Source organism: Rhodococcus sp. NPDC058639, from assembly GCF_042717545.1.
Lineage (GTDB): Bacteria > Actinomycetota > Actinomycetes > Mycobacteriales > Mycobacteriaceae > Rhodococcus.
Map to the genome: position 1 here is coordinate 132,897 of NZ_JBHXRF010000003.1, position 23,712 is coordinate 156,608.

A 23,712-nucleotide genomic window follows, 5' to 3' on the forward strand; every position below is an offset into this window, starting at 1 on the left:
TAATGTTTGTCCGGTCTCGGCGCAATCGCGCGGTCGGGACATCCGATGTCGCGTTCGGGACAGCTACCCCGTCAGGCGGAACGTGCCCGGTGTGGTTCCCATGATTCGACGGAACGCCGCGCCGAACGCACTCACCGATCGATAGCCCATCTTCTGAGCCACCTCGCCGAGTTCGAGACCGTTCCCGAGAAGGATCGCGGCGCGCTGTGCCCGAACCGCCGCCGTCCACCGTCCGAAACTCATCCCCGTCTCCGACCGGAACACGCGAGTGATGGTCCGGGCACTCACCCCCAGCGCCGTCGCCCAGTCCGCGAGCGTGCGCGGGTCGCCCGGGTCGGCATCGACCGCCTCGACGATCGGCCGCAGCAGCGGGGACGTCGGCATCTGCACCAGCAGTTCCTGGTCCGACGGGGCGAGCACGTCGATCACCATCTTCTCGGTCAGCGCTCGCGACTCGCTTCCGAGCGACTCGTGCGTCAAGCGGTCGAGCAGCAACCGGAGCAGCGGCGTCATCTCGACGGACACCGGCCGCTCGGACAGTGCGGGCGCCGCGTCGATGCCGAAGTGTGCCGTGCGGTACCACGTGCCCGCCGGCGTGATGCCGGAATGCAGCAGGCCGGCGGGCATCCACAACCCGATCCTCGGTGTCACCGTCCAGGTCCGTGCACCCACCGTGACACTCGACGCTCCGCGCTCGTTCCACAGCAGTTCGTGGGTGGGATGCGAGTGCGCCTCGAACCGCGTGTCGCGGGAGATGAACTCGTCCATGCCCGCGATCACGAACGGCACATCGATCGCTCCGGCCTCGTACACCGGCAGCGTCCTGGTCTCCATGGGCACCATTATGTCCGCATCACCCCTGCGCCCCAGCGGTCGTCGGGCCCGCGCAGGCACCTATGGTTGAGCGATGGAAACGCAGTTGGTCCGCTGGACCGAGGACGGCATCGAGCATTCGGCGGTGTGGCGGTCCACCAGCGGAGCGACGCCTCCGAAGAAGATCCGGGTGGCCGACGACTCGATGACAGCCGACGAGGCGTACCGCCTCGCGTGTGAGGGGACGGCGTTGCTGTGGCGCGGCGACTTCCACAACGCCCGCCAACTCGGCACCGCGGTCGCAGCCCGCACCGACCGTAAGATCCGCAAGACGTCCACCGATCCCGCGACCGCGTTCCACCTGCACCGACAGTCACAGTCGCGGCGCGCGAGCATCCTCGGAATGCTGCTGGTGCCGTTCGACTCGGACCAGACGATCCCGCTACGACGCGCCCCCGATGTGCGGGAGGCCGTGCGCGAGGCGTACGGACCGATCGATCAGCCCACCGTCACCACCTTGCGTGACCTGCTGGGCGCGATCGGCGCTTACGAGTGGCAGAAGAAGGGCGTCGAGATCCCCGCACTCGGCGCGCGTATCCATCCCGGATACGGCGTGTTCTCGCCGATTCGCGGTGAATACATCGATCTCGTCGCCGACACCCCGCTGCCCTCGCTGACGAAGGCGTTCGACATCGGCACCGGTACCGGCGTGCTGGCCGCCGTCCTCGCCCACCGCGGCGTCGAGAAGGTGATCGCGACCGAACTCGACCCGAAAGCAGTCGACTGCGCGCGGGCGAACCTCGACCGGCTCGGTTACGCCGACCGGGTGGAGGTCGTGCAGACGGATCTCTTCCCCGAGGGCCGGGCACCGCTGGTCGTGTGCAATCCGCCGTGGATCCCCGCCCGGGCGACGTCGCCGATCGAGTACGCGATCTACGACCCGGAAAGCCGGATGCTCCGTGGATTCCTCGACGGTCTGGCCGAGCACCTCGAGCCCTCGGGCGAGGGCTGGCTCATCCTGTCCGACATCGCCGAGCACCTCGGACTGCGGACCCGCGAGGAACTACTGACACTGATCGACGACGCCGGACTGGTCGTCCTCGGGCGTCGGGATGTGGCGCCACGGCACGGCAAGGTCGCCGACCGCTCGGACGCACTGCACACCGCGCGCAAGAAGGAAGTGACGTCGCTGTGGCGACTCGGCGTGCAGGACCGCCCTTAGCGCGTTCGACGATTCGGGCCGCCGCCCTGCGCCAGTTCCTTAGCCAGCGGCGTCGGAAATCTCGGCATCACCCGCACTCCCCCGAGCCAGTCGTCGAGCCGGGCGGCTTCCTGTTCCAGGAATGCCGACCCGTCCGCACCGATGTCCTCGAGCAGATGGAGAGTGACGGCGCCGCCGTCGTCCTGCCACCAGGTGCCGACGATCCGTCCGTCCCACCACGCGGTGGGTCCTGCGTTCCCGTTGGAGTCGAACAGGGCTTGCTTGTACGAACCGAGATACCAGTCGCGCTCGGCCCAGCCCATCGTGGTGGGGTCGAGCGAGGGAAGCAACGCACCCCACGGTTCGACGGATGGCGCTTCGTCCACATCGTCGGGCATCAGGTAACCGGTTCGTCCGCCGAGATCCACTTCCACCGCGTGTAATTCGGCGAGCGCCGCGCGCACCGCCTTCAGCGTCGAGCCGAGCCACCACTTGATGTCGGCTTCGGTGCCGGGACCGAAGCGCCGCAGCCACAACTCCACCAGGCCGCGCACGCCGTCGTCCTCACTGCACGGTTCGATCTCCGCGCCGAGCCACGACTCCGTGGTAGCCCAACTCGGCCGGGAGATTCTCCAAGCACCATTGTTGGAGGCGCGCACCACTTTTCCGGATGCCGACAATACCGTCAGCACGCGGGGAGCAAAGGCGATCTTCCCGGCCCACGACTTCCCGGTGCCGTAGTCGATGGCCATGTCGATATGGGGGATCTCCTTGCGCAGTTCGGTGGAGGTCGCTTCCCTGCCACCGGACAGCGCGTCGAGGACGTGCGCGCACGCCTCGGTCAGCCACTGCTCACCGTCCGTGTGCAGACCGGCGGCCTCGACGTCCTTGGCCACACTGCGTCGCTGCACCGCAGCGACCCGGTTGCTCGCGCCGGCTTGAGCAAGTGACAGAACGTGCCGCGGGAAGACGAAGACTGTCCGCCGCATCGCGAGATGCTTGACCAGCGAACGGTCCACGTAGAGCACGCGGTCGAGATCGGAGACCTCGAAATCGTCGACGCGCGCCCAGACCGACAGATAGACGGTCGCCGGGTCGGTGCCGTGCAGGCAGACCATGCTGGTTGCAGCCTCGACGGCATCCTTCGCGTGAAATCCCGGAGCGAGGCAGTGCCGTGCAGCCAGGCGCGCCCTGCGTTCGGTTGCGTCGATCGGTCGCAGCGTCATGGCGCCACCCTAGTGGCGCACACCGACTCCGGGCGCACGAACTTGGGTCGGATAGTGCCCGCCAGGCGGGCACTATCCGACCCAAGTTTCTTCACATCAGGACCAACTGCGCCGCGATCAGAACGTCGATCACTCCGCACCATTCGGCGAACGTCTTCGAAACCACCTGGGCCCGCCAGATATGCACGAAGTCCCACACCCCGTGCAGGAACCAGCCGGCCGCGATCACGTACACCCCGATGGTCGGATCGACGGCGAGACCAGCGAGCGCCACACCGCAGAAGAACACGACTCCCACTACTTGGAGGCGCATGTTCGGCGTCGAATCGATTTCACCGGTGAGCATCACCCACCCGAGCAGGACGAGGGAGGCACCGATGAGAAGGGTGGACGGCGCCACAATGCCGGTCACCTCGGTGACCGCGACCGTCCCCGCCACCAGCACCACGACCGGCCACGTGATCTTTCGGTTGCCGATCTTGGCCATGATCAGGTAGATCAGCGCGAGCATCGGCAGCGCCTCGCCGAGGAACTGGGCCGAACCACCCTTCTCTCCGAGCGCTGCCGCCACCACGTCGGGTCCGACGAGGGCGAGCGCAAGCAGGGCGGGCCAGCGGCGCAAAGTCCAGCGCACGGGTCCGGGCAGACCGTCGACCCAACGTGCGAGCCGACCTGACACCGGGGCACTGTTCGACGGGACTGCCGTGGGCGGGTGCTCTGCGGGTTCCGTGCTGTCGAGCATCGCGAACTCCGATCGTCGATACGCCTTGTCCGTGGCGGCTCTCTCGCAAGCCGGGATAAGTCGAACAGTAATGTACGAGTTATGCCTGCTACCGTAACTCGTACAGCCGTGTATGGGAAGAGGAAATATGCCGACGCAGACGCCACGTGTCACCAAGCGCGCCGACGCGGTACGCAACGTGGAGCGCATCCTCGACGCTGCCATCGCCTGCCTCACCGAGCGGCCCACGGCATCGATGGCGGACATCGCAAAACGAGCAGGTCTAGGCAGGGTCACCCTCTACGGCCACTTCGCGTCACGCGCCGAACTACTCGAAGCAGTCGTGAAGCGCGTGCTCGAGCAGGGTGATCGTGCCCTCAGTGCTGTCGACCTGTCAGGCAACCCCCGCGACGCGCTGCGTCGCCTGATCGAGAGCAGTTGGATCCAGACAAGTCAGGCGGCATCGATCATCGCTGCTGCCGAAGAGGAATTGCCCCCCGGGAGAATGCAGGAACTGCACACCGACCCGGCTGCGCGCGTCGAGGCACTCATCGAAGGCGGCCGCGACGAGGGTGTGTTCCGGACAGATATGCCCACATCCTGGCTTGTCACCGTGATCCACCAGATCCTGCACGGCGCCGCCACCGAGATCTCGATAGCACGCCTCGATCCCCACGACGCGTCGGAACGCATCACGACGACGATCCTTGCCGTCCTCGACGCTCCGTCGGCGCAGGAGACGAATAGCTCAGCGGGTCAACGAGGATCGGGACCCTCGACGAGCGGCAGCGACTCGTCGGCGGTCCAGGCGTTGAGCGAACCGTCGTAGACCGCGGCGTCCGGCCGACCGGCAACGGCGAGCGCAAGGGCGACGCCGGACGCGGCGATGCCGCCACCGCAGTACGTCACCGGGCGCACGTCCGGGTCCAGCGCACCCGCGTTCTCGAAGATCTCACGCAGTTCGGGTGCCGGCTTGAGGCGGCCGGTGGACGGATCCACAAGATCACCGAACGGGATGTTGATGCTGCCCGGGATGTGCCCGCGACGCGGATACGACGGGCTTTCACCCCGGTAGGTTGCCGGGTCCAGGGCATTGATGATGAGTGTGTGGCGGTCGTCGAGGGCGCCGAGAAGGTCCTGCGTCGACTCGAGCAATTCCGGGCGACGATGCGCGGTGAAGGTCGCGGCACGCGGAATCACCTGCTCTTCCGAGACGGGATACCCCGCAGCACGCCACGCGGGGAGACCACCGTCGAGGACCGCTGCGTCGTCGAATCCTTCGAGTCGCAACTGCCACCACAAACGGGCGGCCCAGATACCGCTCGACTGGTCGTAGACGACCACCCGACGCCCGTCCCCGATACCCACCGCACCCGCAGCAATCGCGAACCGGTCGGACGACACCGCAGTAAACGGTTGCGGCGCTTGATGATCGGAAAAGTCGGTGAAGAGATCGGCGTAGACCGCCCCCGGGATATGCGCCTCGGCATACGTGTCCAGACCGGGCTCGATGTGCACCGATCCGTCCGGCGGCATGCTGAGGTGGGTCGTGGCGTCGACGATGACGAGGTCTTCGTCGTCGAGGTGCTCGTGCAACCACTCGGGAGTGACGGACGGGGGGGTCGGGTCGCTCATGGAGCACTCCTTCTGCCGTCACACGGCAGTGCTGGTCTCGACCCCGGCGCGCGAGGTCCGAACCACCAAATCGTACTCGGCGAGGCCCCTAGACAGTCGCGTACGCGGCCGCGAGGTCGATGCGTAGCCAGCCGCCGTCGGGACCTGCGCGATCGAGGGGGTATCCCGCCGGTATCGCGGTGTCCCGAAGCACGCCGAGGCGCTCCTCGTCCGTGAGGTGGGGCGCGACGCTCCGCAGCAGCACCGCAGCGTCCGCGGGAATGTCGTTCACCATCGCCGGGTCCATCGGCTCGAACCCGAAGGTCATCCGTTCCCGATATTCGTCACGAGCCGCATCGAGTGAGCGATACGGGGCGTCGGACTCGATGTAGTCAGCCAGCGGTGTCCCCACCGACCGCTCGAGTTCCGACCGCAGTTCGGCTTTCGCCTCGTCGACGAGTCGCACGAACGCCGCGTCGTTCAGCCTGTCGGCGGCCGCGGCCTGGCCCATGATACGAGCGCCTATGACGTCGAGCGGGTAATGCACGCCCAGCACGATTCGACTGTTCCCCACCTCCGAGGCACGGGCGAGAATCTGCGGAGCAAGCTCGGGAAGCATGTCCGCCAGCAGGATTCCCTTCCAATAGGCCTGCGCAGTATGACCGGAAGGGTACGAACTGGTACCGAATACCTCGGCGTAGGGGTCGGCCGCGCCGCCGGTTCCGTCGCCGAAGTAGTAGTGGATCCGCTCGGGCGTGGCCTCGAACGGCCGCGGGTTGTTCCAGTGCTGCTTTTCCAGGAGCGTCGAATTGGCGATGCCACCGGCCCGGGCCAGGTCCCCTCCGAGCAAAGTCTCGGTCTTCGGTAAGCGTCCCTCGCCGAGCGCGACCCGGAACGCCTCGCCCAGGCCCGCACCCAACCCGTCCGACAACGACAGCAACCGGTCGTAGTGACTGTCGAACAACGCGCGCTGCTGCTGCATCGGCGACGCCGCGTTGTTGATCGCAACGGCGACGTCGAGGTTCTGCTGCACCACGTCGGGGCGGGCCTCACGAATCTCGGTGAACCCGTCCAGTACGGAGATGTAATTGACGCGCGCGGGGAGATCGGACGGGTAGGGACCGACCAGGTCCGGGAGAACGAAGGGCCCGGCGTAGGCGACAGGTGCCGTCGCCGCCATCATCGCCGCAACCGCCAGCGCCCCTGCATACCGGCTCAACTTCATCGAGTGCCCTTCCCCGGACGACGGTCCACGAAGTTAAGCCGCACGGGTGCCCATCACGCAAGAGGCAGCGACACCTGCGCATTCGTCGTGAGTTCGCTGCCCTCAGATTCTTCAGCGAGTCGCATCGCCACTCCGATGGCACCCGCCAAGGAACCCAGGAGGACGAGCAGGGTGAGTGCGGCGTTGCCGGGGTCGCGCGCCGACCCGCCCAATGCTTCGGTGTCGAGGGCGAGGGAGGTCACCGTGTCCTTCAATGCGCTGGTGAAGGTCACTGCAGTGCCGAGCCAGAGGAGCACGAGACGAGCCGGGGTGAACCGATTTCCTCTGAGCAGACCCGTCGCAGCCGCGGCACCTGCGGCAGCGGCCGACGCTCCTGCGACGAGGAACACTCGTTGCGCGGTCGTCAGGTTCGAAAACGCCGCACTACCCCACACCGCCCACACCAACTGCTGTCCGGTGAATATCACAGCGGCAGCGACGAATACGGCACCGAGGTGGTTCTGTAGTCGGCGGGTTCGTCCTCCGCCGTTGTCTGCGCCACCGTCGACGACGACATGCCACCTGTCCCGCGCGTAGAGAACGAATCCGGCGAGCAGGAGAACAGCCTGCGTCGCGAAGCCTCCGTACACGACAGCGAACACCCACCCTTCCATGGCGTCGTTGCCGCTGTACGCGTTTCCGCCGCCCGTGACGGCCTGGATGGCGCCGCCCAGAACCGACCCCACCGCGACGGGGACGAGCAGTCCGGTCGCGACCCACATCGGGAAAGCAAGGAGGACGGCGGGGATTCTCTTCCCCCACGGTGCAACCAACCCGACCGCGATGACAATCGCGGTCAGTTCCATACCCGCCGTTGCGATGTTGGCGACCCGCATGGTGTCGGCGAACGCTGCGTCGTCGACACCGATCGTCCAGCCGAAGATCCAGGCAATTTTCAGGAGCAGGTAGGGCAGGCACGACACGACGGTTGCGACGCATATCCAGCGCCGGAGCGGCGACACCCGGCCCGCGCCCCGGGATTGCGTAGTCAAATTCATGGCAGCATTCCGATCACCGTCTCGAGATGGCAAGCACTCGGGATGCAGCACCCGAATCCCTTCGCCCAGTCAACCGCCTGAACGCCACCCCGAACATCGGGGAAGACCCGGAAATCGACCCCCGAATCGGGCCGTGGGTCGTCGGGGGCCGCCCCCCACGGTCCAACCGCTCGGACATCGAGCGACGCCTGGGTATGCCACAGCCGAACCACGGTCCCGCCGATGCTTGGTGGACCAAGACATGGAGGACGCGCACGCGGACGATCACGCTTCCGGTCGCTACCGACTCTCGGCCACACCGTGAGTACCGGTGTCGCGATGCCCGCCGAGAAGTCGTGGTGGCGCAGCTTCCTCAGCAGCGGCGCCCATGCGCACCGGCCACGCCGTCGCGACGCGAGACAACCGCGGTCGCGTCCAGGGTCGTCTTACATCTCGCTCCCCCTGATCCGGTCATCCACGACGAGTGGGACATCCACCGAAACGACACCATCCATTCCGGCGAACAACGCGCCGAGGCGAATTCGACAGCGGTAGCCTTGGTCTTATTCGACATCTCCGGATGCCGCTGAACAGCATCTGAACACTCTCGCGGGTGATCCGCTCGGAGGCCGACGTGCGTGGATTCGGTATCGATCTCGGAACAGCCAATACTGTCGTCGGCACTCCCGAAGACGGCATAGTCCTGAACGAACCGTCGCTGTTGATGGTTCGGACGAGGGAACCCCACAAAGCGCTCACGATCGGCCATGAGGCGAGCGACCTCGTCGACCGCATTCCCTCCGGAATCACGGCGATTCACCCGATCCGTGACGGTGTCATCGTGGATCTCGGGACGGCTCGGACGTTCGTCAGTGCCGTTCTCGAGCGGGCCGCCCCGCGCCGCCGGTTCGGTACACGGCCGACGGGTGTCGTCGCGGTTCCCGCCGGCGCGACCCCGCTCGAGCGTCGCGCGATGCTCGAAGTCGGACACGAGGCGGGTCTGCGGAAGGTCGGTCTGGTACCGGAACCGGTGGCCGGCGCCCTCGGTTGCGGTCTCAACCCGCTCGAGCCGTCCACCCATCTCGTCGTCGACATCGGCGGTGGCACTTCGGAAGTCACTGCGCTCTGTTACGGCGGTGTCCTGTCGCACCGCAGTTGCCGAATTGCGGGAGACGACCTGAACAGGGCGATACTCCGCTACCTGCGCGCGGAACACGAACTCGTCGTCGGCGAATTCACCGCCGAGCGGGCCAAGGTGGGAGCACCCGAGACCGCCGAGGAACAGCCGCTCGTGGTGGAGGGCCGTGACGCCGCGACCGGCCGGGTCCGGCTGGTCACTCTCGAAACCGAGGAGATCATGGATGCGGTGCGGCCCACGATGACGAGCATCGTGCAGACGCTGTCCGCGTGCCTCGACGACCTTCCGGCGCGGGCTATCGGTGACGTGATGTCCGAAGGCATGCTGGCGATCGGCGGTGGGTCGATGTTGCGTGGTCTGCCGCAACTGCTCGAGGAAGCCTTCGGCCTTCCCGTGAAGGCCGCCGAGCGTCCTCTCACCTGCGTTGCGGAAGGCGCGACCGCCTGCATGGACCACCCCGAGGTGGTCGCTGCCTACAGCGCCTGATGTTCAGCGGGTCTGCGCGAGATAGCGCTCGAGCAGAGTCTTGACCACCGGACCCGATGTCGCCGAACCGAATCCACCGCCCCGCACGAGTGCCGTCACCACGACCTCGGGTGCATCGAAGGGCGCCACCGCGGAAAACCAGGCATTGAGGCCCTTGCCGGGGGCCGAGGGATCCTCCGCGGTACCGGTCTTCGCCCCGGCCGGGACCGGCAGGCTCGCGAGCTGGCCGGCGGTACCGGCGGTGGCCGATGCCCGCATCCCCGCTCGCACGGGTCCGAGTTCGTCCGCGAAGGACAGTCGATGCGGTGCCTCGGTCGGAACGGGCACACCCTCCGCCGGCCCGTAGGCCGTCGCGAGTTGGGGCGTCACCATCGCGCCGGAGGCGATGCCCGAGGTCCAGCGCGCCACCTGCAGCGGGGTCGAGCTGACGGTGCCCTGACCGATTCCCATCAACAGGGTCGACCCCGGATACCAGGCCCCACCGATGCTGCCGACGTTCTCCGGTGTACCGAGGAAACCCGCGGATTCGTTGGGCAGATCGATGCCCGTCTGCGAGCCGGCGCCCAGTTCACCCGCGGTCGTCGCTATGCGCTCGGGGCCGAGGAGGTCGGCGAGCTGGTAGAAGTAGACGTTGTCCGACCACTGGATGGCCCCCAGCAGACTGTTTCCCCCCATGGGTTGCCAGTTCGCAAAAGTGTGCCCTCCGTAGGCATAGGAGGCGCCGCCCGCGAGCACGGTGTCCGGCGACAGCACGTGGGACGCCGCATTCGCCGCGGCGGTAACGATCTTGAACGTCGAGCCCGGAGGCACGGCAGTCTGCGCGGCGTGGTTGAGCATCCGCCCCGGCCCCGTGCCCTCGGTTTGCGCCGCGAGCGCGACCGGGTCGACCGGTGGTTCGAAGACGTTGTTGTCGTAGCCGGGAACACTGGCCAGTGCCAGCACCCCGCCGGTGCGGGCATCCATCACGACTGCGGCACCGAGGTCGCCTCCGCTGGTGCGCATCGCCCGTGCGAGCGCATCGGTCGCGGCCTGTTGCAAGCCGAGATCGAGGTGCAACCGTAGGTCGTGACCGCGCACCGGGTCCACCCTCTCCCCTGTGCCGACCGGACGCCCGGACGGATCGACGTACATGCACTGCCGGCCGTCGGTGCCGCGGAGCAACGCGTCGTACTGCATCTCGAGTCCCGCCTTGCCCACCCGCGCTCCGAGCGGGAGGTTCGGCCAGAACCCCATGGCCTGCTCGTCCGCGGTCCCGACGTACCCGAGGACGGACGCCAGCGACTCCCCCTGCGGGTACTGCCGGCGTCCGGTCGGGTACACGAGTACCCAGGGCAGCTGGGCATCCACGATTCGCCGGGCCTGCTCGGCCCCGACGCGTCCGACCACGAGCTGCATCTCCCCTTCCGCGCTCGTCAGGTCGTCCGCGAGTTCGTCAGGCGTGATGGCGAGGAGTGCGGCGAGTTCGTCGCGTATCCCGGGGTCACCGTCGGCGAACATCCGCGGAACCACTGCAACGGAGTATTCGGCGACATTGACCGCGACCGGAACACCGTTTCGGTCGAGAATGTCACCTCGTTCGGCGGGCAGGCGGAGACAGCGCAGCATCTGCGTGTCGCTGGTGGCCCGCAGATCGCCGCCGTGCGCGGTCTGGAGTTGCCAGGCGAACATCGTCATCGCGACGAGCGACGCGGTCACCGCCACCGCGCTCGTCGACACTCCGCGAGGGAGCCGTCGCTTCCGGGATTCGGTGGCCCACAGCGACCGCGTCACGCCGTCGCGCCGCACCGCGAGCACCAGGCCGAGGGAGACGAATCCGACGATCGAGGCGGTGCCCCCGTAACTGAACAAGGGGATGGGCATGCCGGTGTGCGGCAGCAGCGACAGGCTCTGGGCGACCGAGACCACCGTGTGAATTCCGAACAGTCCGGCGACACCCGCCGCGACGAGTGCCGCTTCCCTGGTCCGTGCGCGTCGGGCAGCGAGTACAGCGCGCCACACGATGACCACGACGGCCAGCACGACAGCCAAGCCGGCGACCAGACCCCATCCGTACACCAAGCTCGCGAAGGCCAGGTCGTGCTCGGATTCGGGCAAGTAGGTGGCCCGGAGGCCGTAGTCCGGTTCCCGGCCGAGGCCCCACCATCCCGCGCTGCCGATCGCGATGTCCGCCTGCCAGGCAGCCCAGCCCGAACCCTGCGGATCCGCGTCGCGCGAGAGGAAGACGTTGATCCGATCGAGTTGGTACGGGCGGAGGAACAGCAACGCCAGCGGTAGCGAGGCGACGCCGAGCGCGAACAGCGGGAGAAGCGACCGCATCGGCACCCGGGCCAGGATCAGCATGAGCACCACGGTGAAGACGAGGACAACGGCCGTCGACAGGTCGGGTTGCAGCGCGACCAGCGCGATCGGCACGGACGCAACCGCCAGGACCGCTAAGAACCTGCGGACCGTGTAGTCATGAGCCAGTATCGATGCGGGCACCAGAACCAGGGCGAGCTTGGCGATCTCGGAGGGCTGCAGGGTGAACACGCCGAGATTCAGCCAGCGCTGCGCGCCCATCGTCGCGATCCCGATCAGCGGCACGGCCACGAGCAGGACAACCGAGGCAATGTAGAGGATCCAGCCGAAACGGCTCAGGGTGGCGACCCGCATTCGCGAGGTCGCCCACATGGCGCCGAGGCCCACGGCCGCGAGAACCGCGTGACGCACCGCCGGTGCCGTCATTCCCGTCGACCACATGTTGAGCACGCCGAGAGCGACCAGGACGACTGCCGCAGCGACGAGCCAGGGATCGGATCGGCGCCTATCCGCCTGCACCAGAGCCCCCCGGCGGGCAGGTTACGTTCTCGGCGGGCACGTACAGCGGCTCCGACGCGGCGGCAGCGGGAGCCGTGCTGATCGCGGCGACTGCCAGCGCAGAGCCCGGCGGCAGGTCGACGCGACCGACGCCGTAGGCCTCCTGCGCGCCGGGAGGTACCGGCACCGTGACCTCGCCGCCCGGACCGACAACACCCGTACACCTGTCGTAGACGGTCAGATTCCAGGTCACCGCAGCGATATTCGCTGCGGGATCGACCCCGACATCCACCCGCAGGTTGCACGATCGCCCGGGCTCACAGGCACCGTTGGCAAAGCTCGCGACCATCCGGGTGATCGGTCCGGCTTCACCCGGAAGATCGACGGGGACGGGGCCCGGCTCGGTGGACCCCGGCTCGGCCGGAGGGGATACGGCGTCGGGCGCCGGGGGCGGCGGCGAAACCGGACTGATCTGATCGTCCATCGACGACTCCCCGGGGTCGAGGAGGGTGTTCCATCCCTGCCTCAGCTCCGACCATGCTTTCGGAGCCACCCACACCATCCCGGCGAGTACGAGGAGGGCGAGCAGCGCGAGTAGACCTCGGCGCCACGACGGTCGTCTTCTCCTGCGATGCCAGATTCTCCCTGTGGGTGGCTGCCAGCCGGTCGAGGCGAGAGAGGATCCGGCAGTCGGGGGCAGCTGATCCGGCACGTCTGGCCGTTCCTGCCCCCGACCTTCCGGACGGGCGCGTCCCAGCACCGCCGAGACGAGCGCCGCAAGCTGACGTCGCGTCACCTCCACCTCGCCCGGAGCGAATTCTGTTGCGACAGTGGTGCGCACGAGCTGCGCGAGGACGACCGGGTCCGACGCTTCGGCGATCGATTCGTCCAGCCGATCCGCAAATTCCGCGCTGCGACAGTTCGTCGCGATCTCTCGAAGCAGGACCGCGACCGCATCACGGATCTCGTCCCAAGATCCCGCGTTCCCGCCGCGCTCGATCGTGAGGTGCCCGCTCTCGGACACCGTCACGGCGTTTGCTCGAAGACTCTTCGGAGAACGCCCCGGCTCGTGTGCCGACTCGACCTGATCGACCACATCGGTGACGAGCACGGCCGCCTGCGCGGGTGTCAGTTTCGCGATCGCGAGCAGCCTCGCCAGGGAGACGCCGACGCCACCTGGATCATCGTCGGTTCGTGTCGGCGGTCCGGACCGAGCCTGGTCGGGCTCGCCATCCGTCGCGTGGATCCCCACGAGTGCCTCGATCATCGCGCATCCTGAAACTGCTAGTCCCCCAGCATCTTCAAGCGTCGAGAAGCGGGGCGGACGGTGGATCCTGCAAGCACCTTTCCCACTTGCCTGCTATTGGTTACCGCTCCATTCTGTGCCATTCTCCCCTCGGTTGCGGCGGCTTTCGACCGAAACTCTGCGGCCCGTCCGGGGCATCCTCGAACGGATCACCTCGTCCGTTACCTTGCCTTCATGAAGATGCTCCGGACCGTCTCGATCGTCTCGGTGTTGTGCACGGTTGCGGTCCTGATCTACGTGGTGCCTCAGCTGGTCGTGTCAGGAGTGGTCGAAGTCGGCGGCCGTGGTCTCGAACTGCTGGTGGTGCTGCCGACATTGGTCGGATTGCCCTGTTCTCTCGCCGGAGCGATCGTCGGGACCGCCTGCGTTCTCCGGCGACGCACTCGCGGGCCGGCGGCGGTTCTCATGGCACTCGGACAGGTGACCACGGTGGCTCTGGCCGCGACCATCGTGGTGTGGGCTTTCGGGTTCGCCTCGACCGGGTGGGAGCTCGTCGCGCTGCCGACAGCCTTGATGGTGGGCCAGGTGATGGTGGCGGCGGGGCTGTTGGTGGCACGCACGAGTCGGAGTCCGTCGCCGACGTGAACGAGATCCTACTCGAGAGTGCTGTCTGCGAGCGCCATGCGCACTCGGTCGAGCTCGTCATGCGTCAGAGCCATAGCGAAACGCTTCTTCTTTCCCCAGCTCGACGGATGGTCCAGGTAGACGAATACGCGGCGGCTGCCATCCTGATCGAGCTCCGCGTACCTGCTGTTCCCGTCGAGGCCCAGGTCGAACAGACGCGAGACCTCACTGGCGGCGTGCACACCGATCACCGCAACGACTCGCGCTTCCGTCGCAGCCGCCAACACGTTGGGAAGGTGCTTCGTCGCACACGTATGACGTGCCTCCTCCACACCGATCTCATTCGTGCTCTTGCAGTGCACGACCTCCGTGAGCGCATAGTCGACCCCGGGAGTGGCCCCGGGAATCAGCTCGAACGCCCGTTGCCTTACCGCTGCCCAAAAACGGACCGCGCCGGACCATCCGCCCTCCGGCAACGGACTGTAGATGCCGTCACGGATCTGCCCGTGCCCTCCGTCGAACCGGTCGTTGAAGTATCGAACGGATCCGGCGATATCGTCTCCCCAGCGCGGATACGCCTCGCGCGGGTCGATCGAAGGATTGCTACTGACGAAGATCAGACGAGCTCTGTCGAGATGCCCTGTCCACGGTTCGGGCACCTGGTGCTCGGACAGAGGCACATCCTGCACGGAAACGACCTTCGAGCACGGCAAGTCCTCACCGGCCTTGCATCGAGCCAGGATCTCGCAATGAATGATCGATTCCAGCACGCGGTTGTCGGCGTTCAAGGTGCCCCTCTGCCCGTATTGATTCGACCGCCGGCAGAACAGTCGACCAGCGGACAATACTCCATAGCTGACACCTTTCCCGGTCGAGCGAGAGTGCATCTGCCCCTGTGAGTCCCGAGAAATTCACGCACCTGACGGGGTCAAGGCAACAATTGTCGGCACTACCCGCTCTAATGGGGCGCATGAGCGATACGCCCAATTCGGACACCGCAACCCCCGCCGCGACGATCCGGAAGGTTGCCCCCGAACCTCTCCAGGAACACTGGGCGGACATCGACGGTGTTCTTTATCCTCCGAAACAGGCGTACCACTTGGTCACAGGGCAGCCGCGCTCCGAGTTCAATACCCACCATGCGCTGGCTCAGCTCCGCAAGTTCGGCTTCGCCACAAGCACCTATACGCCGCGGGCCGTCTCGAACACAGATCCCTCGACTGACGAACCCGTGAGCACTCCTGACGGAATCGACCATGTCGAGCCCGCTCCCACAACGACACCGGGCACCTGGCGCGCATCCGACGGATCTGCTGTGTCCTTCCGCGATGCGATCGCTGAGTGGGGAAGGGTCGCGCACGACGTCCTGCTGGAGACCGCTATCCGCTACAACGACTTCGTCACCTACAAGGAGCTGGCCGAGAAGGTCCAGGAAGTCTCCGGAATCCGAACGAAGTCCCAGATGCGCAATTGGATCGGCAGGGTACTGGCAGTTGTCGTCGAAGAATGCGCACGCCGGGGCGAGCCGCCGCTCACCGCTCTGTGCGTCACCCAGAACCAGACTGTCGGCGACGGGTATCGATTCGTCCTCGAAACAGCAGGTGAGCCCATCCCGAACGACCTCGATCATCACGCCGCCGAAGCCCGCCTCAGCTGCTACCGCGCTTTCAGCACCGATCTGCCTTCGAACGGAGGCACTCCTACGCTCCCGCCACAGGTCACCGTGTCACGCGAAGCGGCAGCGCGTAAGGCTGCGGCAGCTCGTCCCGAGAAGATCGAACTGTGCCCGGAACATCACACTGCCCTTCCCCGTAGCGGACGCTGCGACTACTGCGCGTAATGGAATCCAGGATGAGCGATCTCCAGCAGGGCACCGGTCGACCCCTCGACGCGGTGGACCTCGCGGCCCGAGTGGTTCAACTGGTGGAAACCGGACGTAGAGAGTCGACGTACAAGCTCGCGACCTTGATGGCGCTGATCGACATCTGCGTCGAGCACTCGCCGGCCCCCGACGGAACCCTCACGGTACCTATCGACGAGATCTCTCATCGGTTCGTCGGGTACTACTGGACGCAGGTTCGGGTGTTCCACCAACACGGTCGGCTCGCACAGTCACGCCAAGGACGATCGATTCCGGACAAGATCGCCGACGCGAAAGGGGTACTGTTGCGCGACGGTTTTCGCACAGCGGAGGCAGCACGCGAAGTCGATCACCCTGCTTACCACTCACTGGTTCGGGCGCTCCGGACAACTATTGCCCAACAACCGCTTACCCACCTTCAAACGGTGCCGCGCAGTCGTCCTCGCGACGACTTCCTGTTCGATGCCAGCGAGTTCCACAAGAAGATGACGGTTGTCGAGATCGATCAAATCGGCGTCATCACTCTACGGCCAGGCGTGCCCGAGGGACTGCGGCGGACATCGACTTTGCTCCGAACCTTCTTGCGGTCGCGCTGGGCCCAAGATGTCATCGGTTTCAACCGAGCGGAACTCGATGCGGAAGATCTCGACGGATTCCTGTTCGGCTCCGACCGCACCGCTCTACGCGCACTCGCCGAGCCGCTCCGAGAACTGCAGAACAATCGGTGTTTCTACTGCGACGGCCGCATAATGGCCGAGGTCCACGTCGACCACGTCCTCCCGTGGTCGCTTCTCCCGATCGATGGCGTCGCCAATCTCGTTGCCACCGATCCACGATGCAACCTCGGAAAATCTGCCAGCATGCCCGTGCTCGAACACATGTCGCGCGCTCTGAAGCGGGAGTCTTTGCCCGCTATCGCTTCGGTATCGCGGATACCGTTGTTGTACAAGCGCACCGAGTCGGCTGCGCGCGGAGCGTACGCTGCGCTGCCAACGGGATCAGTACTGTGGCGGGGAGTCGGGAGCTACGAAAAACACGACCCGTCCCACACAAACGAGTGGTGACTATCGGGACCAATGATCCGCGAGCAGCGGCGTTATTCGGGCTCGCATTCCATCACATGGCCGGGACCTCTGGCATTCGACCACAGAGCCTTTTATCGACCCTGCTTCGCACTTCGTGACATTTATCCGATACGACCACGTCGCGTGAAACTCCCGTTATGTGGAGTCTTACTATTCGCCCGTGACGATTCGTGGTGTCGATGAATGGGCAGACGGCTGGAATTTCCGTGCTCCTGTGAGCTTTGCGGATGTGCGACGGTCCGCACTGCCGGCCGACGGACCGAAACGGAGCGGTTGGTACCTGCTCGGCTTCAGCGACAACACGTACTACCTCGGAGAATCAGTCGACCTCCGCTCGCGGATGGGTGGGCATGCGGCGAAGTGGGGTAACGAGATTGCGAGTGTTCGCCTCCTGCCGAAAGCAGCATCGAAGCAGCAGCTTCGCGTCGTTGAGCGCACGCTGATTCGTGAACTGAGGACACAGAAGACTCCGTTGCGCAATGTCGTACATTCCGATGTCACGACCGGTCGCGACGCACTCGACGAGCTGTTCGGCGACGAAATGCAGAAGCAGTGGATCCGCGACCCGCGCGGAGTCAATGCTCGCGACACCACTCCCCTCAAGAATCTTTCCGAGCAGGAGGTGCGGTATTCCACGGCTGCCCGCCGCTTCAGCGACCTCCCCGAAGCGCCCGCGCTGACCGCGCTGCTGCGCACTTTCCTAGAAGCGTGTGTGCCGTCGCCGCGGGCTACAGAATTCCAGTACTGGTCGGTGAGCACCGGAACATACGGGGGCAGCAAGTTCCCTCGCCGGTTCTGCATCAGCGTCGGAATGATGGAAGTGTTCGTCGCCCACGGCGTCAAGGACTCCCCCGGCGCGGTCCAGGGGATCTTGAACGTGCGCGAAAGCACGCTGTTGTCGCGAGTGGGGTCGCTGCACTCCCTACGACGCAGGCATCCCGGAGTTCGCATCGAAGTGCGCGATTACGTAGATGCCGGCGGCGACCTGCTCTGCCTCAAGCCGAAAGATCTGAACGCAATCGAAGGACTGCTAGCCGATCCCGACGTCACGGCCGCAGCTGCACAGCTCGTTCTCGACCTCATGCGTAAGCACTTCTGTGTCTACACGCGGTATCACTGCCCGCAGCTGGTGCAGTTGGTCTATCCCGAATATCGAAGGTCGGCAGAGGATTCGAAAGAGGATGCCACTACACAGTTGGATTCTTCCATCCCGTACGTCGAGTCCGTGAGCATCGACATAGAGCCCGAGACGAACATCGACGTCGAGGAACTCGGCGACGTGGACCTGTACTGGATTGTTGGGTGCGGGCCACGCGCATCAGGGAGAAACCAGGTCGACGACTTCATCGCGAAGGGCGAATGGCGTATGGATCCCGACCCACGGTACGAAGCGAAAGTCGCAGACATGCTCCCCGGTGAACCCATCGCCGTTCGCACGCGCCGGAATACCACCGCCGACGGCCTTCCGTTCGATCGCCGAGGTCACCGCGTGTCCGTGATGGATTTTTACCTCCGCGGAACGATCACCGAGAATCCGGGTGACGGTTGCTCGGTGCGAGTGTCCTGGGAGCCCCTACTCCCGATTCCTCGCGAGTACTACCTCTACACAAGTCAAGACACCGTTTGGGCGCTCGCGCGAGGCGTCCTCAGTTTGGCGGACGACCTGATCGGCTTCGTTTTCGACGACAGCAAGCAAGACGTCGACTACGTCCGCAACCTGCCGTTCTGGGCAGAACGTTTCGGCGACCGCTAACAGACTCGCCGCTGCGGATCCGGTGTCGAGTCACGCACCCGACCTGTACGTCCATCCGCCTCGTCCCAATGTCGGAATTTCAGGGTATGTTCTCGGTCCGTCGGGCCGAATCGGAGGAGAGCAAGCGGATGATGAACGAGTTGGCACGGACGATGGGTGCGGCCGTTGTGCCGGCAAGCGACGAGCCCGGCACCGACGTCGCACTGTGTGTAGAGCCCGAAGGTTTGCTCGTGTGTGGTGATCCGAGCGCCGTTGCCAGGTATGTGACCGAACTTCGCGGGCTCGTGTCGGATGCGATTGAGACCGCCGACGTCTCTCCCGTGGTCGCAGCGCACGCTGGTGCGATTGCGGCGGCGGGTGTGGCGATGTCGTCACACGCCGGTGAGTTCGTACGGCTCTCCTCCAAAACCGTCGAGGCATTGAAGACGGCGCGCGCACTCCCCGTCGGCAACGGCTTCTTCCGCGGAACGTTGGTCGACAGCGCAGGAAAATTCTCGCATCAGATGCAGTGGCAGAAGGTGTCCATGGCGCCTGGACGAATGGCGTCTGTCCAATTGTTGGCGGTCCAAGTTGCACTCGCCAGTGCCATCGCGTCCGTGGAAAAATCAGTTGCCCGTGTCGAGGGCAAGGTCGAACGAGTCCTTATGCTCGCCGAGGCTTCCCGTGCCGGTGATGTCCGCGGCCACTACCTCGTGCTGAGTCGACTCACTGCGCAACTCGATGAACGCCAGATCCTCACGAATACCGACTGGGAATCCGTGGCGAGCCTCGGTCCGAAGCTTGTCGTCACCATCGAGCGCCTACGCGAACACGCCAAACGCACCCTCGCAGGCTTCGATCCGACCAAGCCCGTCCACGAACGTGCCGACTACCTCAGAAATGCGCTCGAGGACAACCGACTCGGCGAGACCCTCCATCTGCTGGTGGTGAGCGAGCAGTCGCTGTACCTGTGGCAGCGTCTGCGGATCGCGCGAGTTCAGGCGACCGAACCCGATCACCTCCAGCTCGTGCTCGACGATGCCCGCGGACTGCTCGCCGAAAACGCCGAGCAGGACGGCATGCTCTTGCACCACGCGCGCGAGCATCTGTCCGAGTACTCCCGCATGGATCGGCTCGACGGGTTCCGCTGGGGCGCCACCCATAATCTCTCGCACGACATCGTCCAGCTCCGCAACGACCTCGATGGGTTCGCCGAGGCACGCGGTCGGCAGGTCACCGCGTGGGTGGAGGCCGAGAAGCCCACTATCGCCGATGCCTTCGCAGAAGTTGGTAGCCGAGCCCTGTGGGTCGGAGAGGCGGCCGCAGCGGGAGCCGGCCGAGCGCTCGGCGCCGGACTCGCCGGCGCGGGAGCGGGATTGGGGTTCGTGGGACGAGGCGTCGGCCAGCTGGTCGGTGGATCTCGTCCCGAGACCGAAAACAAAGTCCGGATCGAGCAATGGGCGACGGTCGAAGAGGCTTCCACCGCAGTTGGGTCGTTGTACGAGCACGTGAAAGACGGCCGACTGCGTGCCGGCGAAACCCTTTGCTATCGCGACGCCCCGGCAGGTCTCGTTCACACCGCGACGGTGACCGGTGACGGACGAATCCGTTTCGAGGACAAAGAGTACGACGACCCGTCGGCTCCCCTGATCGAGAAGTGTGGTCGCAGCCGGAACGGATGGCGAGATTGGAGGCTGACCGACGGGCGGTCGCTGCGAGATCTGCAGTGAAGCACGATCGCTCTGAGGCGATAATCGCGGTGCTGATCGCTAATACTCTGGTCACAAGCACCTTTCGACGTGTCCCGTGCGCGCTCACTAGCGCGAGGTCGAGGTCTCAGCCCGGCCCATAGCATCACCGCGTGTGACGAGGACGAGGCGTAGGTGCTCGATCCTTTCGTAAGCCGTTGTTATGTTCATCGCCGTGACGCAGCAGCTTGACCAACGCGCTTTTGATATCTATGAAGTGGACGTCGATATCCAAGGGATCTTGTCCAACGAACCGGTGCGCCGCGACGTAGCGGTCGGGCGGGACACTCCGGTTCCGAGGGAGGGCGGGGTATATGCATGGTGGTTCGATGAGCTACCAGGCGAAGTGGAGGCTTCCGGCTGTATCCAGCGTGACGGCCTGACACTTCTGTATGTAGGCATCAGCCCTAAAGCTCCGCCGAAGACCGGAACTCTTGTCAGCAGCCAGACACTTCGCTCCAGGATCACGACGCACTATGCCGGCAACGCGGAGGGTTCGACGCTGCGTCTGAGCCTCGGGTGTCTCTTGGCGACCACGCTCGGGTTCGAACTCCGTCGATTCGGTTCCGGCACTCGGATGCACTTCGGCGAAGGCGAACGGGAACTGTCTCGGTGGATGCACGACCATGCTCGTGTGTCCTGGATTGCGGACGATACGCCCTGGGAACTCGAGTCACGGTTGTTCGGGAAGTTGGTGTTGCCGCTCAATATTTCCGGTAACGCTAACTGCCGTTTTGCGGCGCGAATGAGTGAGATCCGAAGGGACGCGCGTACGCGTGCTCGGGCGCTCCCCGTACTGGCAAATCCGGGCGTCGGTGGGCGGTACCCATAGCCGGACGCGCCAAAGGTTGACGGAGCTATGACGGTCGGCCCGGTGACGAGACAAGACCACGCGATTCCTAGTCTCCCTGGGCTACCGTTCGCTTCGCACACACCCCGCAAACCGACCGGTCATTCGCGTTCAGGGTGTACTGCGATCCTGTCGTCCCATATCCGTAATGTCTGGGTTCGTCGGAACGACAACACGATGAACAGGTAATCAGCGGAGTGGGAAACGAGGGCGGGCATATTGGCAACACTTGCGATCGACAAGGGCTTCCTCCTCGACTTCTCGAAGCTCGAGTCGACAGTCCAAGCTCGCGTCACAGAGGTGTTCGAGAAGTTCGACTCCGCCACACACTCGGGTCTCCATCTCGAGAAGATCAAGAACGCACGCAATCCCCTTTTCCGGTCGATCCGCATCACGCAGTTCTGGCGCGGTATCGTGCTGGCCCCCAAGAATGGGGACACCTACACTCTCCTGAAAGTCCTACCCCACGACGATGCGTATGTGTGGGCGGAGCGTCGCGACGTCTCCGTCAACCAAGCGACCGGCGGCATCGAAGTCCGCGATGACGCCGCACTTGACGAGCAGCTGGCTCATCTCGATCACAAATCCGAGAATGTCTCTGCCATCTATTTGTTCGAGCACGTCAAGGACAACGAACTTGCCCGGCTCGGACTGGACGAGAAGGCAATACGCTTCGCGCGGCTGCTGACTGAGGACTCCCAGCTCGACGCAGCCCAACCCTACTTCCCCACTATCCAGTGGCAGGTCCTCTACGGCCTCGCTGCCGGCATGACTCCCGACGAGGTGTGGTCAGATCTCGGAGCTGAAATCCTCGACGGACCCGTGGACACCGACGACCTCGACGCCGCAATCAAACGCAGCTCCGACCGCGTGCTTCTCGTCGACGGTCCTGCGGAGATGATGGCGGTCTTCGCCCACCCCTTCGCTTTATGGCGGATCTATCTGCACCCCGCGCAACGGGCCGCGGTGGATGCAACCTATCGGGGGCCGGCGCGGGTGACGGGCGGGCCGGGAACCGGTAAGACCGTCGTCGCGCTGCATCGTGCACGCCGGTTGGCTGAACGGGGCGCAGGACAAGTCCTCGTGACAACCTTCACCTCGACCTTGTCCGATTCGCTCGGGGAAGGCATCGAACTGCTCACTGAGGGTTCCGACGTCACGTCCCGCATCGACGTCCAGCACGTCGACCGTCTCGCTCATCGTGTTTTCCGCGATGTGCACGGTAGCCCCCACATGGTCAGTTCCGCGGACGAGAAGAAGCTCTGGCGAAGCATCATCGACGACCTGGGTATCGATTTCACCGAAGTATTTCTCGGCGAAGAGTGGCGCCAGGTGGTGCTCGCGCAACGTGTCAGTTCTGCAACTGAGTACCTCGCTGCCAAGCGAACAGGTAGAGGGCGGCGACTCGGTGCCACTCAGAAAGCACAGGTGTGGCAGGCAGTCTGGGAATTCGAAGAAGCACTGAAGACGCGTGCGCTGCACACGCACGAAACCGTGCGTCGAGAAGCGACGAAGATTCTCGAACAACGCGACTACAAGCCCTACCGCCACATTGTTGTCGACGAAGCTCAGGACCTGAGCCCCGATCAGTGGCGGTTCCTGCGTGCTGCCGTGCCGGAAGCGTCAGACGACCTATTCCTCGCCGGTGACACCCATCAGCGCATCTACAACAACCATGTCAGTCTGCGCGAGCTCGGCATCAAGGTAACGGGAAGATCCAGCCGGCTGTCTATCAACTACCGCACCACTGCAGAGATTCTGCGGTGGAGTCTCGGCGTGATACAGGGATGTCGCATCGACGACATGAACGACCACTTCGACTCGATTGCCGGCTGTCGCTCGGACATTCACGGCGATCACCCCGCCGTTCGAGGCTTCGGAACGCGAGACGTCGAGTTCGCTTTCATTGCCGACAAAGTTCAGGAGTGGATCGACAGCGGAATCGCGCCGTCGGAGATCGGGATCGCTGTACGGTCCAAAAAAATTGGGGAGTCCCTTGCGGGTGTTCTCACGAAACAGGGCATCCCGAATTCCGACTTGTCCGACTCGCGCAACAGCACCGACGGTGTCTCGATCGGAACGATGCACCGCATGAAAGGTCTCGAGTTTCGTTGCCTGGCTGTCGGTGCCGCGACAAGTAAACAGCTTCCCGCTCCATATGCCGTTACCCCGGTGAGCGAGGACGAACACAGCCACGAGCGGGACCTACAACGCGAACGCTCTCTCCTGTTCGTCGCGTGTACTCGTGCGCGAGAGCAACTGTCGGTGACTTGGCATGGCGAACCCAGCCCGTTCCTCACCCCGCTTATCTGACTTCCCGCTCTACAGTT

General features: G+C 65.1%; 19 protein-coding genes. 10 read left to right on the plus strand and 9 right to left on the minus strand.

Features of this window, described 5'->3' with window-relative positions:
• Positions 1-63: 63 nt before the first annotated feature.
• Positions 64-834 carry an AraC family transcriptional regulator gene (locus ACFWU2_RS06505; RefSeq protein ID WP_378602748.1) on the minus strand — a complete coding sequence of 257 codons (771 nt, stop codon included), beginning with the start codon at positions 832-834 and terminating at the stop codon, positions 64-66.
• Between the two features lie 73 nt (positions 835-907).
• Between ACFWU2_RS06505 and ACFWU2_RS06510 the strand changes: the two genes are divergently transcribed.
• Positions 908-2,035, plus strand: coding sequence for a methyltransferase (locus tag ACFWU2_RS06510; protein WP_378602751.1), 1,128 nt, complete (start codon positions 908-910; stop codon positions 2,033-2,035).
• Here the strand turns inward: ACFWU2_RS06510 and ACFWU2_RS06515 are convergent.
• Positions 2,032-3,240 (minus strand): winged helix DNA-binding domain-containing protein, encoded by a 1,209-nt coding sequence (locus ACFWU2_RS06515; protein WP_378602754.1) that lies wholly within the window; start codon positions 3,238-3,240, stop codon positions 2,032-2,034. The two genes, ACFWU2_RS06510 and ACFWU2_RS06515, sit on opposite strands and share 4 nt — an antisense overlap.
• A gap of 91 nt (positions 3,241-3,331) precedes the next feature.
• On the minus strand, positions 3,332-3,919 hold the full coding sequence (locus tag ACFWU2_RS06520) for a hypothetical protein (protein WP_378602757.1): 588 nt from the start codon (positions 3,917-3,919) through the stop codon (positions 3,332-3,334).
• 190 nt (positions 3,920-4,109) lie between these two features.
• On the opposite strand from ACFWU2_RS06520, the gene ACFWU2_RS06525 reads away from it, so the two are divergent.
• Positions 4,110-4,790, plus strand: a complete 681-nt coding sequence (locus ACFWU2_RS06525) for a TetR/AcrR family transcriptional regulator (RefSeq protein WP_378602760.1) — start codon at positions 4,110-4,112, stop codon at positions 4,788-4,790.
• Here the strand turns inward: ACFWU2_RS06525 and ACFWU2_RS06530 are convergent.
• The 3 genes from ACFWU2_RS06530 to ACFWU2_RS06540 form a co-directional block, all read right to left on the minus strand.
• Positions 4,718-5,596, minus strand: coding sequence for a sulfurtransferase (locus ACFWU2_RS06530; RefSeq protein WP_378602763.1), 879 nt, complete (start codon positions 5,594-5,596; stop codon positions 4,718-4,720). The genes ACFWU2_RS06525 and ACFWU2_RS06530 overlap by 73 nt on opposite strands.
• 88 nt (positions 5,597-5,684) lie before the next feature.
• Positions 5,685-6,800 (minus strand): phosphatase PAP2 family protein, encoded by a 1,116-nt coding sequence (locus ACFWU2_RS06535; RefSeq protein WP_378602766.1) that lies wholly within the window; start codon positions 6,798-6,800, stop codon positions 5,685-5,687.
• Positions 6,801-6,853: 53 nt separating this feature from the next.
• Positions 6,854-7,837 (minus strand): hypothetical protein, encoded by a 984-nt coding sequence (locus ACFWU2_RS06540; protein ID WP_378602769.1) that lies wholly within the window; start codon positions 7,835-7,837, stop codon positions 6,854-6,856.
• A gap of 613 nt (positions 7,838-8,450) precedes the next feature.
• Here ACFWU2_RS06540 and ACFWU2_RS06545 point away from each other — a divergent pair.
• Positions 8,451-9,440 carry a rod shape-determining protein gene (locus ACFWU2_RS06545; RefSeq protein WP_378603742.1) on the plus strand — a complete coding sequence of 330 codons (990 nt, stop codon included), beginning with the start codon at positions 8,451-8,453 and terminating at the stop codon, positions 9,438-9,440.
• A gap of 3 nt (positions 9,441-9,443) precedes the next feature.
• Here the strand turns inward: ACFWU2_RS06545 and ACFWU2_RS06550 are convergent, their stop codons facing one another.
• Together ACFWU2_RS06550 and ACFWU2_RS06555 are read right to left on the minus strand one after the other, a co-directional pair.
• Positions 9,444-12,257, minus strand: a complete 2,814-nt coding sequence (locus tag ACFWU2_RS06550) for an FtsW/RodA/SpoVE family cell cycle protein (protein WP_378602772.1) — start codon at positions 12,255-12,257, stop codon at positions 9,444-9,446.
• On the minus strand, positions 12,244-13,503 hold the full coding sequence (locus tag ACFWU2_RS06555; protein WP_378602775.1) for a hypothetical protein: 1,260 nt from the start codon (positions 13,501-13,503) through the stop codon (positions 12,244-12,246). Before ACFWU2_RS06555 ends, ACFWU2_RS06550 begins: the two co-directional genes overlap by 14 nt.
• A gap of 213 nt (positions 13,504-13,716) precedes the next feature.
• Between ACFWU2_RS06555 and ACFWU2_RS06560 the strand changes: the two genes are divergently transcribed.
• Entirely contained in the window at positions 13,717-14,127 is a 411-nt protein-coding gene (locus ACFWU2_RS06560; RefSeq protein ID WP_378602778.1) for a hypothetical protein, read from the plus strand.
• An 8-nt stretch (positions 14,128-14,135) separates the two neighbouring features.
• Here the strand turns inward: ACFWU2_RS06560 and ACFWU2_RS06565 are convergent, their stop codons facing one another.
• Positions 14,136-14,795, minus strand: coding sequence for a hypothetical protein (locus ACFWU2_RS06565; protein WP_378602781.1), 660 nt, complete (start codon positions 14,793-14,795; stop codon positions 14,136-14,138).
• A 281-nt stretch (positions 14,796-15,076) separates the two neighbouring features.
• Between ACFWU2_RS06565 and ACFWU2_RS06570 the strand changes: the two genes are divergently transcribed.
• From ACFWU2_RS06570 to ACFWU2_RS06595, 6 genes are all read left to right on the plus strand, one after another.
• Positions 15,077-15,946: a hypothetical protein gene (locus ACFWU2_RS06570; RefSeq protein WP_378602784.1), complete on the plus strand. Its 870-nt coding sequence runs from the start codon at positions 15,077-15,079 to the stop codon at positions 15,944-15,946.
• An 11-nt stretch (positions 15,947-15,957) separates the two neighbouring features.
• Entirely contained in the window at positions 15,958-17,031 is a 1,074-nt protein-coding gene (locus ACFWU2_RS06575; RefSeq protein WP_378602787.1) for an HNH endonuclease domain-containing protein, read from the plus strand.
• Positions 17,032-17,212: 181 nt separating this feature from the next.
• Positions 17,213-18,805, plus strand: coding sequence for a hypothetical protein (locus tag ACFWU2_RS06580; RefSeq protein WP_378602794.1), 1,593 nt, complete (start codon positions 17,213-17,215; stop codon positions 18,803-18,805).
• Positions 18,806-18,933: 128 nt separating this feature from the next.
• Positions 18,934-20,514: a hypothetical protein gene (locus tag ACFWU2_RS06585; RefSeq protein WP_378602797.1), complete on the plus strand. Its 1,581-nt coding sequence runs from the start codon at positions 18,934-18,936 to the stop codon at positions 20,512-20,514.
• A 193-nt stretch (positions 20,515-20,707) separates the two neighbouring features.
• Complete coding sequence (locus ACFWU2_RS06590) at positions 20,708-21,364, plus strand: GIY-YIG nuclease family protein (RefSeq protein WP_378602800.1); 657 nt, start codon at positions 20,708-20,710, stop codon at positions 21,362-21,364.
• A gap of 432 nt (positions 21,365-21,796) precedes the next feature.
• Positions 21,797-23,695, plus strand: a complete 1,899-nt coding sequence (locus ACFWU2_RS06595) for a UvrD-helicase domain-containing protein (protein ID WP_378602803.1) — start codon at positions 21,797-21,799, stop codon at positions 23,693-23,695.
• Positions 23,696-23,712 lie beyond the last annotated feature (17 nt).